Annotated in this window: 15 protein-coding genes; 10 read left to right on the forward strand and 5 right to left on the reverse strand. The window is 34.4% G+C overall.

Annotation, left to right across the window (positions count from 1 at the left end; all coding sequences use genetic code 11):
• Positions 1-198 precede the first annotated feature (198 nt).
• Genes GMA17_RS09705 through GMA17_RS09715 form a run of 3 tightly spaced genes read left to right on the forward strand, consistent with a single transcriptional unit; the run spans position 199 to position 3,100 of the window.
• On the forward strand, positions 199-2,232 hold the full coding sequence (locus GMA17_RS09705; RefSeq protein WP_248395483.1) for a M3 family metallopeptidase: 2,034 nt from the start codon (positions 199-201) through the stop codon (positions 2,230-2,232).
• Between the two features lie 42 nt (positions 2,233-2,274).
• Positions 2,275-2,829 carry a sigma-70 family RNA polymerase sigma factor gene (locus tag GMA17_RS09710; protein WP_248395485.1) on the forward strand — a complete coding sequence of 185 codons (555 nt, stop codon included), beginning with the start codon at positions 2,275-2,277 and terminating at the stop codon, positions 2,827-2,829.
• A gap of 4 nt (positions 2,830-2,833) precedes the next feature.
• On the forward strand, positions 2,834-3,100 hold the full coding sequence (locus GMA17_RS09715; protein ID WP_248395487.1) for a hypothetical protein: 267 nt from the start codon (positions 2,834-2,836) through the stop codon (positions 3,098-3,100).
• On the opposite strand, the gene GMA17_RS09720 is transcribed toward GMA17_RS09715, so the two are convergent.
• Positions 3,074-3,907, reverse strand: a complete 834-nt coding sequence (locus GMA17_RS09720; protein WP_248395489.1) for a hypothetical protein — start codon at positions 3,905-3,907, stop codon at positions 3,074-3,076. The two genes, GMA17_RS09715 and GMA17_RS09720, sit on opposite strands and share 27 nt — an antisense overlap.
• A 119-nt stretch (positions 3,908-4,026) precedes the next feature.
• Between GMA17_RS09720 and gcvP the strand changes: the two genes are divergently transcribed.
• From gcvP to GMA17_RS09740, 4 genes are all read left to right on the forward strand, one after another.
• Positions 4,027-6,876, forward strand: coding sequence for an aminomethyl-transferring glycine dehydrogenase (gcvP, locus tag GMA17_RS09725; protein ID WP_248395491.1), 2,850 nt, complete (start codon positions 4,027-4,029; stop codon positions 6,874-6,876).
• 180 nt (positions 6,877-7,056) lie between these two features.
• A complete protein-coding gene (locus GMA17_RS09730; protein ID WP_248395493.1) occupies positions 7,057-8,115 on the forward strand; it encodes a 3-oxoacyl-ACP synthase III family protein in 1,059 nt (352 codons plus the stop codon).
• A gap of 54 nt (positions 8,116-8,169) precedes the next feature.
• Positions 8,170-8,697, forward strand: a complete 528-nt coding sequence (locus GMA17_RS09735; RefSeq protein WP_248395495.1) for a methyltransferase — start codon at positions 8,170-8,172, stop codon at positions 8,695-8,697.
• Between the two features lie 91 nt (positions 8,698-8,788).
• Positions 8,789-9,637, forward strand: a complete 849-nt coding sequence (locus GMA17_RS09740) for a glycosyltransferase family 2 protein (protein ID WP_248395497.1) — start codon at positions 8,789-8,791, stop codon at positions 9,635-9,637.
• A 12-nt stretch (positions 9,638-9,649) separates the two neighbouring features.
• Here the strand turns inward: GMA17_RS09740 and GMA17_RS09745 are convergent, their stop codons facing one another.
• Positions 9,650-10,456 carry a DNA/RNA non-specific endonuclease gene (locus GMA17_RS09745; RefSeq protein ID WP_248395499.1) on the reverse strand — a complete coding sequence of 269 codons (807 nt, stop codon included), beginning with the start codon at positions 10,454-10,456 and terminating at the stop codon, positions 9,650-9,652.
• Entirely contained in the window at positions 10,456-13,092 is a 2,637-nt protein-coding gene (locus tag GMA17_RS09750; RefSeq protein ID WP_248395501.1) for a valine--tRNA ligase, read from the reverse strand. The genes GMA17_RS09745 and GMA17_RS09750 overlap by 1 nt, the downstream gene beginning before the upstream one ends.
• Positions 13,093-13,278: 186 nt before the next feature.
• Here GMA17_RS09750 and GMA17_RS09755 point away from each other — a divergent pair, with 186 nt between their 5' ends.
• Positions 13,279-13,704 (forward strand): DUF1573 domain-containing protein, encoded by a 426-nt coding sequence (locus tag GMA17_RS09755; protein WP_248395503.1) that lies wholly within the window; start codon positions 13,279-13,281, stop codon positions 13,702-13,704.
• A 56-nt stretch (positions 13,705-13,760) separates the two neighbouring features.
• Here the strand turns inward: GMA17_RS09755 and GMA17_RS09760 are convergent, their stop codons facing one another.
• Entirely contained in the window at positions 13,761-13,976 is a 216-nt protein-coding gene (locus GMA17_RS09760; protein ID WP_371922437.1) for a PDZ domain-containing protein, read from the reverse strand.
• Positions 13,977-15,113, reverse strand: coding sequence for a retropepsin-like aspartic protease (locus GMA17_RS09765; protein ID WP_248395507.1), 1,137 nt, complete (start codon positions 15,111-15,113; stop codon positions 13,977-13,979).
• Positions 15,114-15,236: 123 nt separating this feature from the next.
• Between GMA17_RS09765 and GMA17_RS09770 the strand changes: the two genes are divergently transcribed.
• Together GMA17_RS09770 and murB are read left to right on the forward strand one after the other, a co-directional pair.
• Positions 15,237-16,427 (forward strand): pyridoxal phosphate-dependent aminotransferase, encoded by a 1,191-nt coding sequence (locus GMA17_RS09770; RefSeq protein ID WP_248395509.1) that lies wholly within the window; start codon positions 15,237-15,239, stop codon positions 16,425-16,427.
• Positions 16,427-17,440, forward strand: a complete 1,014-nt coding sequence (gene murB, locus GMA17_RS09775; RefSeq protein ID WP_248395511.1) for a UDP-N-acetylmuramate dehydrogenase — start codon at positions 16,427-16,429, stop codon at positions 17,438-17,440. The genes GMA17_RS09770 and murB overlap by 1 nt, the downstream gene beginning before the upstream one ends.
• Positions 17,441-17,508: the final 68 nt, after the last annotated feature.

A 17,508-nucleotide genomic window follows, 5' to 3' on the forward strand; every position in this document is an offset into this window, starting at 1 on the left:
CCCGTTATTACTGACTTGGTAGGAAAAGTATCACAATGATTTAAATGTTTTTTAACAAATGAAATCAAATAAATTACTAACCTTTATCATCTAATAAGGCGGAATCATGTTTCCTGTTGAAAACATAGAAGCAAACATCTTAATAACAACATTTTAAGCCTAAAAGATTTTAAAGAAAAATAAATTGAAAAAATAGTCATGAGTATACTTAATAAACCATTCGACACACTTTATAATTCAGCTCCATTTTCAAAAATTTCGGATGCAGATTATTTACCGGCTTTTAAAATAGCCATTGATAAAGCCAGAATTGAAATTGATGCAATTACTAAAAATTCTGAAGCGCCTTCGTTTGAAAACACGATAGAAGCTTTAGATTTTTCAGGTGAAGAACTGGATCGCCTATCGAGTATATTTTTTAATATGAATTCGGCTGAAACAAATGACACTATTCAAAAAATAGCCCAAGACGTTTCGCCATTATTATCAGAATTCAGTAACGATATTACCTTAAATCAAGCTTTATTTGAACGGGTTAAAACTGTTTATAATTCCAAAGACACACTTCAATTAACCAAAGAGCAAGAAACCTTACTCGATAAAAAATATAAAGGATTTTCCAGAAATGGGGCGAATCTTCCAGAAAATAAAAAGCAAGAACTTCGTGATATTGACAAAAATCTAAGCAAACTAAAATTAACCTTTGGCGAGAACGTTTTAGCCGAAACCAATAATTTTGAGTTACATATTACTAACGAAGAAGATTTAGCCGGTTTGCCAGAAGGCGCTAAAGAAGCTGCAAGTAATTTAGCCGAAAGCAAAAATAAAGACGGTTGGTTAATTACTTTAGATTACCCAAGTTACATTCCGTTTATGACCTATGCTGACAATCGGGAACTCCGTAAAAAACTGGCTATTGCCTCTGGAGCTAAAGCATTTCAAAATAACAAATATGATAACCAAGAAAACGTATTGCAGATAGCTAAGCTTCGTTTTAAGCGCGCTAACTTATTAGGTTACAAAACGCATGCACACTTTGTGTTGGAAGAACGTATGGCTAAAAATCCAGAAACAGTTGAAACATTTTTAAATGAACTTCTGGAAAAGGCGAAACCAGCAGCTGAAAATGAATTTAAAAATCTAGAGAAATTTGCTAAAGATTTAGATGGTATTGATCAACTTCAAAAATGGGATGGTGCCTATTATGGTGAAAAACTGAAACAGAAGTTATTTGATTTAGATGATGAAAAATTAAAACCGTATTTCAAGTTAGAGAATGTCATTAATGGTGCTTTTACCATTGCTAAAAAATTGTTTGGCTTGCAGTTTGAAGAAATTAATAACATTGACAAATATCATGAAGATGTTCTTACTTATAAAGTAACCGATACCAAAGGCAATTTAGTATCCATTTTTTATGCTGATTTTTTTCCAAGACCAGGAAAAAGAAATGGTGCTTGGATGACGGTTTATAAACCGCAATACATAAAAAACGGTGAAAACAGCCGTCCACATATTTCAAATGTTTGCAATTTCACCAAACCAACAAAAACAAAACCATCGTTATTAACGTTTAACGAAGTTACGACGTTATTTCACGAGTTTGGGCACGCACTTCACGGCATGCTTGCCAATACAACCTATCCAAGTTTATCTGGCACAAGTGTATTTTGGGATTTTGTAGAACTACCAAGTCAAGTACTAGAAAACTGGTGTTATGAGCAAGAGGCACTTGAAATTTTTGCGACACATTATGAAACTGGCGAAGTAATTCCAATGGATTTAATTCAGAAAATTAAAGCATCTTCCACGTTCCATGAAGGCATGCAAACCATGCGTCAAATTAGTTTTGGTTTGTTAGATATGAGCTGGCATGGTCAAGATCCAACGACTATAACTAACGTAAAAGCGCAAGAACTGCAAGCATTTAAAAACACCAAACTTTATCCAGATGTCGCAGAAAATTGTATGAGCACGTCATTCTCTCATATTTTTCAAGGTGGTTACAGCTCAGGATATTACAGTTATAAATGGGCTGAAGTTTTAGATGCCGATGCATTTGAATATTTCCAAGAGCAAGGTATTTTTAATGTAGACGTCGCTAAAAAATTTAAAGATAACGTCTTATCTCAAGGCGGAACAGATGACCCTATGGTTTTATACAAACGCTTTCGTGGCAAAGAACCACAACCTGATGCTTTACTAAAACGCGCTGGATTAATTGAGAAATAGAAATTTTACCCTATTTTTGATAAAAATTGCTGAAAGACTTTTATGCCTAAACACCTAATAAATCCAGATCAATGGATTGATCGTTATTCGGATTACTTGTTTAATTTTACCATATCACGTGTTAGTGATCGTGAAATTTCCAAGGATTTGGTACAAGACACATTTTTTGCAGGCTTAAAATCCATGAAAAATTTTAAAGGTGAAGCTAGCGAGCGTACGTGGCTTATCTCTATTTTGAAACGGAAAATTATTGATCACTATCGGAAAATAAATTCTAAAAAAGGACAAGCAGAAGTTCGCATGTCCTATAATAGTAATGAAGAAGAAGGTGATTGGTTAGAGGAACGCGTTGCAGATCCGTTTGATAAAACAGCCGAAGACACGCTAGAAAATGATGAATTGGGCGATGCCATTTATAGTTGTCTAGAAAAGCTACCTGAAAAACAAGCTACTGTTTTTAAAATGAAAACAATTGAAGGACTCGAAACAGAAACCATTTGTAATGAACTAAATATTACACCGTCTAACCTATGGGTTATTGTACATAGAGCACGAACAGCTATGGCAGAATGCATGGAAAACACTTGGTATAATTAGCAGCATGAAAAAAAGTTTTTTATTTATTACCTGCGATGAGGCACAACATATTTGTGACAAGGCGCAATACAATGAAGCGACAGGTTGGGAGAAATTCAAATTGACGTTACGTTACTTTATGTGCAAAATAACACGGTCCTACGTTAAACGAAATACAAAGCTTTCTGAATCTGTAAAAAGCTCAAAAGTCCATTGTTTAAAAACCATTGAACGCGAACAAATAAAAGCGCAGTTTAATGAAGAATTATCCAAACAAAAGCGTAAGTACTAACCACAATATAGGGATACTTTCTACCCAAAACCCGCTGTAATATTTTCCTTGATTCTTTCTAGAAAAGAGTATACTTAAAATTACTAAACCAGTAATTCCGAACTGAATAATTAATTTACCCAGTGCTTTTTCTGGCATAAAAAACTCCATTCCAAAAAATAAACACGCTAAAATAACACCCATAATCTTGGTGTTTTTAATGCCAATTTTTTGAGGTATAGTTGCCAATTTAATACTGTCAAACTGCATATCACGAATTTCAAAAGGAAGCATCATAGCTAAAACAAATAAAAATCGTTGCGCAAAAGCCCAAATCACCGTTGAATCTAGCAGTCTATCATTATTAATTAAAGGAATAATCACCGTAACGCCTGACCAAACTACAGCTATAACATAAACTTTAAGCCCACTAACATTTCGTAAATTTTGCTGTTTATTTAGATAGAACTTTTTCGGAAGAAACGGAATGGTATACAAAAATGTAATCAGCGCAAAAAAGCCTAAATAAAATAGAGTTTTAGTTTGCAATTGCACTGCAAAATAGGCCATGTTTAGCACACATATAAAGGAGAAAATCTGAATTATTTTCAACCAACTGGATAAGCTTCGATGATGAAATTTTGCCAAGCCAAAAAACTTCACAAAATTATATCCGGCAATGCTTGCAAAAAATATAAATAAAAGTACGTGGGTATCAAAAGGAATTTGGTACTCTATTAGCGTTAACCAACTTAAAGCAAACGCAGATAAAGCCACGTGAATACTGCTGATTATATAAAAATCGAAAAAGTGTTTTTCAAAACGCATAAAACAAAAATACACAAAGTGTTAATAACAAAATCAATTGGTTAAAAACTTTCATTTTCATTAACATTTAAACGTGAATAATTCCGTAAATTTGCAGCCTAAATTCAACACAACTTTTAATGAATACAACTGCTTTCGCACAACGTCACATTGGTCCAAGAGAAGAAGACCAAAATCGCATGTTACAAACCATTGGTGTGGACTCCTTAGATCAACTAATTTACGAGACTGTTCCAGATGATATCCGATTAAAAAAGGACTTAAATCTTGATGAAGCCATGAGTGAGCAAGAATACTTGACACATATTCATGAATTATCTAAACGTAATAAAACATACAAAACCTATATTGGCTTGGGTTACCACCCAACCATTTTGCCAGCGGTTATTCAACGTAATATTTTGGAAAATCCAGGGTGGTATACAGCATACACGCCTTACCAAGCAGAAATTGCTCAAGGAAGGTTGGAAGCGCTTTTAAACTTCCAAACCATGGTTACAGATTTAACGGGTATGGAATTAGCAAACGCTTCGCTATTAGACGAAAGTACGGCTGCAGCAGAAGCTATGGGCTTGTTATTTGCTGTTAGATCACGCGATCAGAAAAAAGCAAATGTGAATAAATTTTTTGTTTCAGAACATATTTTGCCACAAACCTTATCACTTTTAGAAACTCGTTCTAACCCTATTGGTATTGAATTAGTTGTTGGAAATGAAGATACATTCGATTTTTCTTCGGAATTCTACGGTGCATTATTGCAATATCCAGGTAAGGACGGACAAATTACAGATATAAAAACATTCATTGCGAAAGCAAATGACAACGATATTAAAGTAGCCGTTGCTGCCGATATTTTAAGTTTAGTAAAATTAGAGGCTCCTGGGAAATTTGGTGCAGATGTGGTTGTAGGAACCACACAACGTTTTGGTGTTCCTATGGGATATGGTGGACCGCATGCAGCTTTCTTTGCAACAAAAGAAATGTATAAACGTGATATTCCAGGACGTATTATTGGTGTAACCAAAGACATGAATGGAAACCGTGCGTTACGTATGGCATTACAAACCAGAGAGCAACATATTAAACGTGATAAAGCAACATCAAACATTTGTACAGCTCAAGTACTTTTAGCCGTTATGGCTGGAATGTATGCCGTTTATCATGGTCCAAAAGGTTTAGAGTTTATTGCTAATCGTGTTCATAATACGGCTGTTTCTGTTGCTAATGCTTTAGATAAACTAGGCTTTAACCAATTAAACACAGCTTATTTCGATACGATTAAAGTTAAAGCAAACGCTAATAATATTAAAGTAGCAGCTGAAAAAGCAGGTGTTAATTTCTATTATCCTGATGCCGATACCGTAACAATTTCTATTAATGAAACAACAACACTTAAAGATGCTAATCAAATCGTTTCAATTTTTGCAAGTGTTGCCAGTAAAGAAACCATTAAAATTGAAGCGCTTTCTGAAACCAATATGGTGATGGAATCGTTACAAAGATCGTCTGAATTTTTAACGCATGACATTTTTAATTCGCACCATTCGGAAACAGAATTAATGCGCTACATCAAAAAATTAGAACGTAAGGATTTATCGCTAAATCACTCGATGATTTCATTAGGCTCCTGTACCATGAAATTAAATGCAGCCGCTGAAATGTTACCATTAAGTTCACCAAATTGGGGAACTATTCACCCATTTGTTCCAGCAGATCAGGCTGAAGGCTATTTAACAGTTTTAAAAGAATTGGAAGATCAACTTACAGAAATCACTGGTTTCGCAGCAACATCATTACAGCCAAATTCGGGTGCTCAAGGTGAGTTTGCTGGGTTAATGGTTATAAAAGCATACCATGAATCTCGTGGTGATCATCATAGAAATATTTGTTTAATCCCATCATCGGCTCACGGAACCAATCCGGCGAGTGCTGTTATGGCAGGTATGAAAGTAGTGGTAACAAAATCTACTGAAAAAGGAAATATTGATGTAGAAGATTTACGCGAAAAAGCGGAATTACACAAAGACAACTTATCCTGTATCATGGTAACCTATCCATCAACACACGGTGTTTATGAGTCGGCTATTAAAGAAATCACTAAAATTATTCATGATAATGGTGGTCAAGTTTATATGGATGGTGCCAATATGAATGCGCAAGTAGGATTAACAAATCCTGGAAATATTGGTGCAGATGTTTGTCACTTAAACCTTCATAAAACATTTGCTATACCTCATGGTGGTGGTGGACCTGGTGTTGGACCAATTTGTGTTGCTAAACAATTAGCGCCATTTTTACCAAGCAACCCAATTATTAAAACGGGAGGAACTAATGCTATTTCAGCAATTTCTGGAGCGCCATTTGGCTCATCATTGGTTTGTTTAATTTCCTACGGTTATATAAAAATGTTAGGAGCAAAAGGTTTAACGGAAGCTACTAAAATTGCTATTTTAAATGCCAATTACATCAAGCAACGTTTACAAGGTCAGTTTGACACATTGTATTCTGGTGAACGCGGTAGAGCAGCTCATGAAATGATTGTAGATTGTCGTGCCTTTAAAGAAAATGGTATTGAAGTATCAGATATTGCAAAACGTTTAATGGATTATGGGTTCCATGCACCAACAGTTTCATTTCCTGTTGCTGGAACGTTAATGATTGAGCCAACCGAAAGTGAAAGTAAAGCAGAAATGGATCGTTTTTGTGATGCTATGATTTCCATTAGAAAAGAAATTGAAGCAACATCTAAAGATGACACCAATAATGTGCTTAAAAATGCACCTCATACTTTAGATATGGTAACTGCTGATGAATGGCTTATGCCGTACACACGAGAACAAGCTGCATTTCCATTAGAATATGTGCGGGATAATAAATTTTGGCCAACTGTAAGACGTGTTGATGACGCTTATGGTGATCGTAATTTAATTTGTACATGTGCACCTATTGAAGATTACATGGACGCATAAAACATACAAATTAAAATAAGGCCTTCCGTTAAGAAGGCCTTGTTTTTTTTATTATATATAGGTTTATTGTCGGTTTTTTTATCATTTTCGTAAAAAATGGAACAAATACAATAGCGAGTAGTTAAAACAATAATTTATTAACTAATTTAGTGCATGCCCAACTAAATTGAATGCAAAAATATGGCAATAAAAATTACAGGAACTGGTAGTTATATACCGAGTAGTATTGAACGTAACTCGGACTTCAATCGGCATGAATTTCTCAACACAGACGGATCGTCATTAATGCAGAACAATGAAGTTATCATTGAAAAGTTTAAAGCAATAACTGGAATTAATGAACGTCGTTATGCAGACAAAAATTTAACCACATCCGATTTGGCCTTTTATGCGGCGAAAGATGCTATTAAAGACGCACAAATAAATCCAGAAGAACTAGATTATATTATTGTTGGCCATAATTATGGTGATGTTAAGCACAACACAGAACAAAGTGATACAGTGCCAAGTTTAGGATCTCGAGTCAAACACCTATTAGGAATAAAAAACCCGAAGTGTGTGGCTTACGATTTACTTTTTGGCTGTCCTGGTTGGATTGAAGGTGTCATTCAAGCCAATGCTTTTATCAGGGCAGGAATGGCAAAAAAATGTTTGGTTATAGGAGCCGAAGCCTTATCACGTGTGGTGGATAAACACGATCGCGATTCCATGATTTATAGCGATGGTGCTGGAGCAGTAATTGTTGAGGAAACGGATGGTTCAGGCGGAATAATTGCGCACGAAAGCGCCACGTATGCGCTAGATGAAGCTCATTTTATATATTTTGGAGAAACTAATAATTCGGCCATTACGGATCAACGTAGATATATTAAAATGTACGGCCGCAAAATTTACGAATTTGCCTTAAAAAATGTGCCAACTGCCATGAAAGCCTGTTTAGATAAAAGTGGTTATCAAATAACAGATTTAAAGAAGATTCTCATTCATCAAGCCAATGAAAAAATGGATGAAGCTATAGTTCAACGGTTTTATAAGCTCTATAATATGCAAATGCCACAAGGTATTATGCCCATGACCATTAATAATCTTGGGAATTCTAGTGTGGCCACCATTCCTACTTTATTCGATTTAATTTTGAAAGATGAATTAACAGGACATACTATTAACCAAGGCGATATTATTATGTTTGCCAGTGTAGGTGCCGGAATGAACATTAATGCCATTGTTTACAAGTATTAACGGAGGTTTCAATTTAAATTCACACATAATATTCCCCTTTTTGAAGGACAAATAATGTACGAAAAAAGTTATCCAAATAAACGGTTTAAACATACTGCTGAATTTCTTCAAAAGCACATTTCAACCAATTCTAGTATTTTAGATTTAGGGGTTGAAAATCCGTTTACGCCTATCATGAAAAACCTTGGTTATCCAGTTGAAAATACCACTGGTGAAGATTTGGATGTGAATACACGAGCTATTGAAAATTCAAAAGCGGAAGTCGTAACTGCTTTTGAAATATTCGAACATTTACTATCCCCTTTTACCGTATTACAGAGTATTAAAGCCGATAAATTAGTCGCTAGTATTCCCTTGCGTTTATGGTTTTCTCCTGCTTATAGAAGTAAAACGGACATGTGGGACAGACATTACCATGAATTTGAAGATTGGCAGTTTGATTGGCTTTTAGAAAAAGCTGGCTGGAAGATAATAGCGCGTGAAAAATGGACCAATCCAACTAAAAAAGTAGGTATCAGACCCATTTTACGTTGGTTTACACCAAGATATTATATTGTCTATGCGGAAAGAATAAACAAATAATAATTATTCCATTTAAAATTTCACATTTTGAGAATTAGTTTATAGTTCCCAAATTTGAATTCCTGTAACTTTAAACCTTAAATCATAACTTTTGAATTTTTATATCATCATTCCAGCCCACAACGAGGAGATATACATTAAACAAACTTTAGTGTCTCTAGCAACCCAAACCCTTTTACCTAAACAGGTGGTTGTTGTGAATGATAATTCTACCGATAACACCCAGCGACTTGTTGAAGGTTTTATTACAAAATATAACTGGATTTCATTAGTAAACACGGTGTCTTCTGATAAACATTTACCTGGTAGTAAAATAATCAACGCTTTTTATAAAGGGTACGAAACACTAGATAGCGACTATGATGTGATTTGTAAATTTGATGCTGATTTGATATTTCCTGAAAATTACTTGGAAGAATTGGCAAAACATTTTCAAGGGAATGACAAGCTGGGAATGGCTTCTGGATTCTGTTTTATTGAAGAAAACAATGAATGGATTCTTGAAAACCTAACGCGAAAAGATCATATACGTGGCGCACTAAAAGCCTATAGAAAAAACTGCTTTTTAGAAATTGGTAAACTGAAACCATCCATGGGTTGGGACACCGTAGATGAACTACTTGCCAAATTTTACAACTGGGAGATTTTAACGGATGACAACTTACACGTTAAACATTTAAAACCAACCGGTAAAAGTTACAATAAAGCGTCAAAATACTTACAAGGTGAAGCCATGTATAGAATGCGCTACGGATTTTTAATTACGTTGATATCAGCAATAAAATTGGCCTATAAAAAAAGAAGCTTCCGTTTATTTAAAGATTATATGTCTGGTTTTTTTAAGGCGAAACAGAACAAAACAGAACCTTTAGTTACTGAAGAACAAGGCATTTTTATTAGAAAATTGCGTTGGAACGGTATGCTTGGCAAACTTAAATAATAGAAAAACAATTCAAAATCGCCACTGCTTATAATCAGAAGAAGCTTCAATTCTAGCTTCAATAGCATCATCTAATTCTGGGAAAAAGTCTATTCCTGTAAGTTCTTCAACAGCATCTACCGAAACAACAAAATTATATAATGGTTGTTTAGAATTTACATGAGGCATTAAAAACGCTAACACTTTTGGATCACCTTCATTATAGTCTAAAATAATTTTATAAAACTGCTTTGGAACGGCTACTTTTTCATTACCAATCGTTTTTAAATTCCTTCCTAAAACACCACCCGTAACCACAAAAACACCATTGTACTTTGAAGCCCAATAGCGTGTTTTTTGTTCAAGTGAGTTCCAGATACCGGAATTAAAGTCATGATTCTGCGGACTAATATTACTAGTTAAAAACGTTTCATCATGTGCTTCTTTACTATAACGTCTATCAGCAGCGGGACATAAATGCCCACGATCGTATCCTGAATTTTTATAATTTCGCCAACTAGCAGCACCGGTTTTTACGGCTTTATCAATCTCAAAATAGGGACGCTCAAAATTAGTTTGAGATAGGTGTTCTTTTTTTAATTCGTAAGCAACCCATTCCGCTTGTTCATGAGTTTCGCTATAACTTAAGGAATATCCTTGATGATGCACCACTTGACCCGTTGTACTGGTTGGTAAAAAAAAAGCAACTGTAGGCGTCTTGATCTCGCGACCAGAATCTACAATTGCTTGTTCTTCTTTTTTATTCAAAAAAAACTCATAACCGTAAACACCAAAAACTAATACAATGGCTAGTATGGAATAAACGGTTCGTTTCGTCATTATTTTAAACTTCCTAAACTACTTTTCAACGTTTCTATTTTAGCTAATGCATCGGCTTCTTTATTACGTTCATTGGTAATTACCTGTTCCGGAGCTCCCGCAACAAATCGCTCATTGGCTAATTTTTTTTGAACCGATTTTAAAAAGCCTTCCGTATATGTTAATTCCTCTTCTAGCTTTTTAATTTCCTCTTCAACATTTATAGCGCCTGCAATAGGAATAAAATATTCATTAGATTTTACACGGAACGTCAAAGCGCTATCAACAGCACCATCAACATACTCTATAGTTTCTAAATTTCCGAGTTTCATGATAACGGCATCCAAGGATTTAGAAATTGCGTCATTATTAATGACTGAAAATCCAATGGCATCTTTAAACGGAATATTTTTGTCCTTTCGGATATTTCGAATTCCCGAAACCACGTCTTGCATAAAGTTAAACTCGGCAATCAACGTTGTATTAATCGCTTTTTGTTCTGGCCAAGCCGTAACAATTAACGCGTTTTCAGGTGTACGAGCTTCCATATACTGCCAAATATCTTCCGTAAGAAATGGCATAAATGGATGTAATATTTTTAATATGTTTTCAAATTGCTCATGAACCTCCTGCAATGTTTTGGCATCAATTGGTTGTTGGTAAGCAGGTTTTACAATTTCTAATAACCACGAAGCAAAATCATCCCAAATAAGTTTATAAGTTGCCATTAAAGCATCAGACAAACGGTATTTACTGAAATGATCTTCAATTTCAACAAGTGTTTCCTGAAATTTTGCATCAAACCATTCTAAAGCTATCTTGCTAGATTCTGGTTGTGGAATCGTATCACTAACCTCCCAGCCTTTTACTAAACGGAAGGCATTCCATATTTTATTGGCAAAACCTTTTCCTTGTTGGCAGAGTGCTTCATCAAACATTAAATCGTTTCCAGCGGCTGAACTTAATAATAAACCAACACGAACACCATCAGCACCATAATCATCAATTAATTTTAAGGCATCAGGCGAATTCCCTAATGATTTACTCATTTTTCGGCGCTGTTTATCACGTACCAATCCTGTTAAATAAACATTTTGAAATGGTTTTTCGTCTTTATATTCGTAACCCGCAATAATCATTCGTGCTACCCAAAAGAATAAGATATCGGGACCTGTTACCAAATCGTTGGTTGGGTAATAGTATTTTATTTCTTCATTTTCTGGGTTTCTAATCCCATCAAAAACACTCATTGGCCATAGCCATGAGGAAAACCAAGTATCTAAAGCGTCCTTATCTTGGCGTAAGTCGTTGGTTGTTAATTGTTGGTTGTTAGTTTCAGCCTTTGCTAATTCTAACGCTTGCTCCATATTTTCAGCAACTACAAAATCTTCTTTACCGTCGCCATAGAAATAAGCTGGAATTTGTTGTCCCCAAAGCAGCTGTCTAGAAATATTCCAATCGCGAATATTCTCCATCCAGTGTCTGTAGGTGTTTTCAAATTTCTTCGGGAATAATTTAATTTCAGCATCTTCACCTAAAACGGCTTCAATTGCAGGTTTTACTAAATCTTCCATTTTCAAGAACCATTGATCCGATAATCGTGGTTCAATTACGGCTTTGGTACGTTCGGAGGTTCCTACCTTATTTAAGTGCTGCTCCGTTTTTATTAGGGTATTATTTGCTGTTAATTCTTTTACAACCTCCTTACGAACAACAAATCGATCTTTTCCTTCATAATGTAATCCGAAGCTATTCAGCGTTGCATCATCATTAAAAATATCAACAACTTCTAAATTGTGTTTATCCCCTAAATTCTTATCGTTTTCATCGTGAGCAGGTGTCACCTTTAAGCATCCGGTTCCAAATTCAACATCTACATATTCGTCTTCAATTATAGGAATAACACGATTACAAATTGGCACAATGGCTTTCTTACCTTTTAAGTGGGTAAAACGTTCATCATTTGGATTGATACATATGGCTGTATCACCAAAAATAGTTTCTGGACGCGTAGTAGCAATGGTTAAAGTCTCATCACTACCTTCAATTTTATAATTAAGATAGTATAAATTCCCTTGTTGTTCCACATGAATAACTTCCTCGTCAGACAAGGTAGTTTTAGCTTCTGGATCCCAGTTTACCATACGGTAGCCTCGGTAAATTAAACCTTTTTTATAGAGGTCAACAAATACTTTTATTACGGATTCTGACATGTCATCATCCATGGTGAATTTGGTTCTATCCCAATCACAAGAACAGCCTAGTTTTTTTAGTTGCTCTAAAATAACACCACCATATTCATGTGTCCAATCCCAGGCGTGTGCTAAAAACTCATCACGCGTTAAGTCGTTTTTATCAATCCCTTGTTCCTTTAGTTTGGCTACTACTTTAGCTTCAGTAGCAATGGATGCATGATCGGTTCCAGGAACCCAACAGGCATTTTTGCCTTGTAAACGCGCACGACGAATCAAAACATCCTGAATGGTATTATTAAGCATATGACCCATGTGAAGTACACCTGTAACGTTAGGAGGTGGAATAACAATGGTATATGGCTCTCTATGATCTGGCTTGGAATGAAAATAATTGTGTTTCATCCAGTAATCATACCACTTACTCTCTACTTGACTTGCATCATATTTAGATGGAATTTGCATACTTTGGAATAGTTTTTGAAATATAACATACAAAAGTACTTATATTTCTTTTTTCATTAAAATTAAAAGACGTGTTATTGTGCAACAATTCAAGTTTAACATATTTATAACGTTGCCATACATCTATTTTTTTTGTTTTATGCTGAAAAAGTGAGTAAGTTTACAATCGAATTAAACATATATATTATGAAAAATTTAATTACAATATTATTTATTGGGCTTATTAGCTTCGCTGCTAATGCACAAGACAAAGTTGCAAAAATCGAATTTAAAGAAACAACAATTGATTACGGCGTTATTGAAAAAGGCGCTGATGGTGTACGTGTTTTTGAATTCACCAATACAGGTGATGCACCATTAATTATTACAGACGTGAAGTCTAGCTGTGGTTGTACGGTTCCAAAAAAACCAGAAGGCCCAATAGCACCAGGAAAAACAGGTGAAATTTCAGTTAAGTATGACACAAATCGTGTGAACCCTATTCGTAAAACAATTACGGTTCTTTCCAATGCTAACACACCTACTGTGGCACTTAAAATTAAAGGTGAAGTTATTGATCCTAGTAAAACAAGTGTTTTAGAAAAGAAAAGTAGTAGTGTAATGAATCAGTAATTATTGATTTTACATTATTTTAAAAACAAAACAGCCTTGAGAAATCAAGGCTGTTTTTAGTTTAATAAGTCTTTTAAGTAAAACTCGTAGAGAAATGGTTTCCCTTGACGTTCAACACGCATGGTTATTTTTTTTCCGTCTGGACCTTTAAATAATTGAATAACTTCTTGAAGCGTATATTTTTCAACGTCAGAGCCATTAACTTCCAAAATAACATCTCCTAATTGTAACCCAATTAATTGCGCTGGACTATTAGGTCTAATATTGACGATTTAAAAAGCCGGAACCGTAACTAACCGAAAATCATTTTGTGGATTTACATTTGTAATGTAATTGGTAGCTGCCGGTGTCTGCTCGTAAACAAGTCTACCGTTTTCTAATTTATAATTATAATTTTTAATTAGTCTTACACCATGATGCTCAATATCTATACCACTTTTATTGTAACTAAAGGCTTTATTAAAATTGGCATTTTTCTTTAATATTAAGTAAGATTCTTTATAGTTGAAAGTAACATGAAAACGCTTTAAAACTTCGGCTCCAATAGTGCCATTTCTATCTTTAATTTTTTTAAGCGTTTCAATAGATTCTCCTGTTGGAAAAGCCACTAATGATTCATTCAAAATAAACGAATTAATGGTTAAAGCTTCCACTTTGGACCGTTTCCCATAAAGTCCACCACTTAAACCATAGCCTAGAAAATCCTGAAAATAATTATCTGTCGAAACTATATCTTTGGAGGCGTCTTCAAACAACCAGAGCGCATCACTAGCTCCTGTATCCAATAACATTTTTACCGGAATTTGTTTATTTTCTATAGTCACTTCGGCAATAATATATGGTTTCGAGTTATGAAACTTTAATGGAATTTTTTCGCATTTTCGACATAAGTCACCGTCTTGCCTTTTCGGTTTTGATAACTTAATATATTTTGAACGGTAATTAATATCCACCACAAAATCTTTGAACACATCATAACCAATAATGCCATGAATAGGAACGCCCAATTTTGGCGTGTAATCCATACTTCCATTATAAATTGCAAAAATGGTTTGATGGTGTTTAACAGCTTTTCCGATTTCAATTTTGTTTTGAGTCGACTTTACAGCTTCAACCACCAAACCATCTCCTAAACCCTTTAAAAAAAAAGATTCTTTATTTTCGGAATTTAAAACTTCCAAACCGTTCAGGTTATCAAATAAAATAGGTTTTGTAACCCCACTATCTAAAATAAAAGACAATGTCATATTGTTTACAACGATAGGTATAACAATAAGATTATTAATTAATTGAAAGTGAATTTTATCAGAAGTTTTACCATCAATAAATTGAAACGCTTGCTCCTCCGATTGTAAATTAAAACCGACCAAAAGCGTTAAAACAACGAAAATAAATTTAGTACGTTTCATCTGTTATATGTGAAAGACGGTATAAATTACAACAAATTCCCGATTAATCTATAATTACAACCTTGTTTTAACAATTAAATCAATATAATTTTCAGAACTTTACGCTTTTAATACTATAAGCTCATGCCAAAAATATCTCAAAAAGGCGCATTAATGCCACAATCGCCAATAAGAAAACTAGTTCCTTTTGCTGAAGCAGCATACAAGAAAGGAAAAACAGTATATCATTTAAATATTGGTCAACCAGACATAAAAACACCTGAAGTAGCTCTGGATGCTGTTAAAATTAATTCATTAGAAATTTTAGCCTACACCAGATCTGAAGGATCGGACGAATACAGAAACAAAATTGCGAACTATTATAGCAAACATGATATAAACGTAGCCAAAGAAGATATTATTGTTACCACTGGTGGTAGTGAAGCTTTACTATTTGCTTTTGGTAGCATTATGGATGTGGATGATGAAGTTATTATTCCTGAACCGTTTTATGCTAATTACAATGGATTTTCAACAGCTTCTGGGGTAAATATTGTTCCCGTAATTTCTAAAATAGAAGATAATTTTGCCTTACCTCCTATTGAAGCCTTTGAAAAACTTATTACGCCAAAAACAAAAGCTATCTTAATATGTAATCCAGGAAATCCTACGGGTTACTTGTACACCAAAGAAGAAATAAAAAAATTAGCAGAAATTGTTATTAAACATGATTTATTCCTAATAGCGGATGAAGTCTATCGCGAGTTCGCTTATGATGGTATTACCCATTATTCCATTATGCAGGAAGACAATTTAAAAGATCATGCCATTATGATTGATTCAGTTTCTAAACGCTACAGTATGTGTGGTGCACGAATTGGATGCTTGGTTTCCAAAAATAACGATGTAATAGCTACGGCTTTAAAATTTGCTCAAGCCCGTTTAAGTCCTCCTACGCTTGCCCAAATTGCTAGTGAAGCCGCTTTAGAAACTCCACAAAGTTATTTTGACGAGGTAAAAACAGAATACGTGTCGCGACGTGATATTTTAATTGCTGAATTAGAAAAAATTGATGGTGTAAAAGTTGCCAAACCAAAAGGTGCTTTTTATTGTATTGTAGAATTGCCTGTTAAAAATTCTGATGCTTTTGCTCAATGGTTATTAGAAGATTTTGAAATAGATGGCGAAACTATTATGGTTGCCCCAGCTGCAGGATTTTATTCAACACCAGGAGTTGGATTAAACCAAATTCGTATTGCTTATGTATTAAACAAAGAAAGTTTAGTTAAAGCCGTACGTATTTTAAAAGAAGCCTTAAAAGTTTATAAAGATTAGTGCAAATATCACATAACATATCCTTAAAACCGTTCAACACCTTTGGACTAGATGCAACAGCCAAACACTTTGTATCTGTAAATACCATTGCAGAATTACAAAGTGTTTTAGCCTTGCCTAACTATCCTGAAAAATTTATTTTAGGAGGCGGCAGCAATATGCTTCTTACAAAAAACATGGATGCTTTGGTTATTCACGTAAATTTGAAAGGCATTACAGTAGTTTCAGAAAATGAAAATTCGGTAACAATAAAAGCCAATGCGGGCGAAAATTGGCACGAATTTGTTTTATGGTGCTTGGATCATGATTTTGGTGGATTGGAAAACTTATCGCTCATTCCAGGAAATGTAGGAACAGCGCCAATTCAAAATATTGGTGCTTATGGCATTGAATTAAAGGATAGTTTTGTGTCTTGTGATGCTCTAGAAATGGCGTCAAGCAAAATTAAAACCTTCAATAAAGCCGATTGCCAGTTCGATTATAGAAACTCTATTTTCAAACAAGAAGCGAAAGGACAATTTGTTATCTGTAATGTAACCTTTCAGCTAACAAAAAATGCACATAAATTACATACAAACTACGGTGCCATTTCCAGTCAATTATCTGAAATGGGAATTAAAAATCCAACCATTCAAGATATTTCTAAAGCCGTTATTGCCATCAGGCAAAGTAAATTACCAGATCCCAAAGTAATTGGAAATAGCGGAAGCTTTTTTAAAAACCCAATTGTCTCCACCAAATTTTATCAGGCTTTAAAATTGCAATTTCCAGATGCTCCAGGGTATGTTATTTCAGATGTAGAAGTTAAAGTTCCTGCAGGTTGGCTAATAGAAAAAGCAGGGTTTAAAGGCAAACGCTTTGGTGATTATGGAGTGCATAAAAAACAAGCACTTGTATTGGTTAACTATGGTAATGCCAATGGTTCAGATATTCTTAAATTAGCCAAATTAATTCAAACCACCATCCATCGCTTATTCAATATTGAAATTGAAGCTGAAGTAAATATTATTTAATTGATTAGAATTATATAACTTTAACTTTTCTTACGAATTTAAGAAATGAGAACTAACGACAACCAAAA

The sequence above is a fragment of the Bizionia sp. M204 genome (assembly GCF_023205095.1).
In the GTDB taxonomy this organism is placed as follows: Bacteria; Bacteroidota; Bacteroidia; order Flavobacteriales; family Flavobacteriaceae; genus Algorimicrobium; species Algorimicrobium hallyeonense.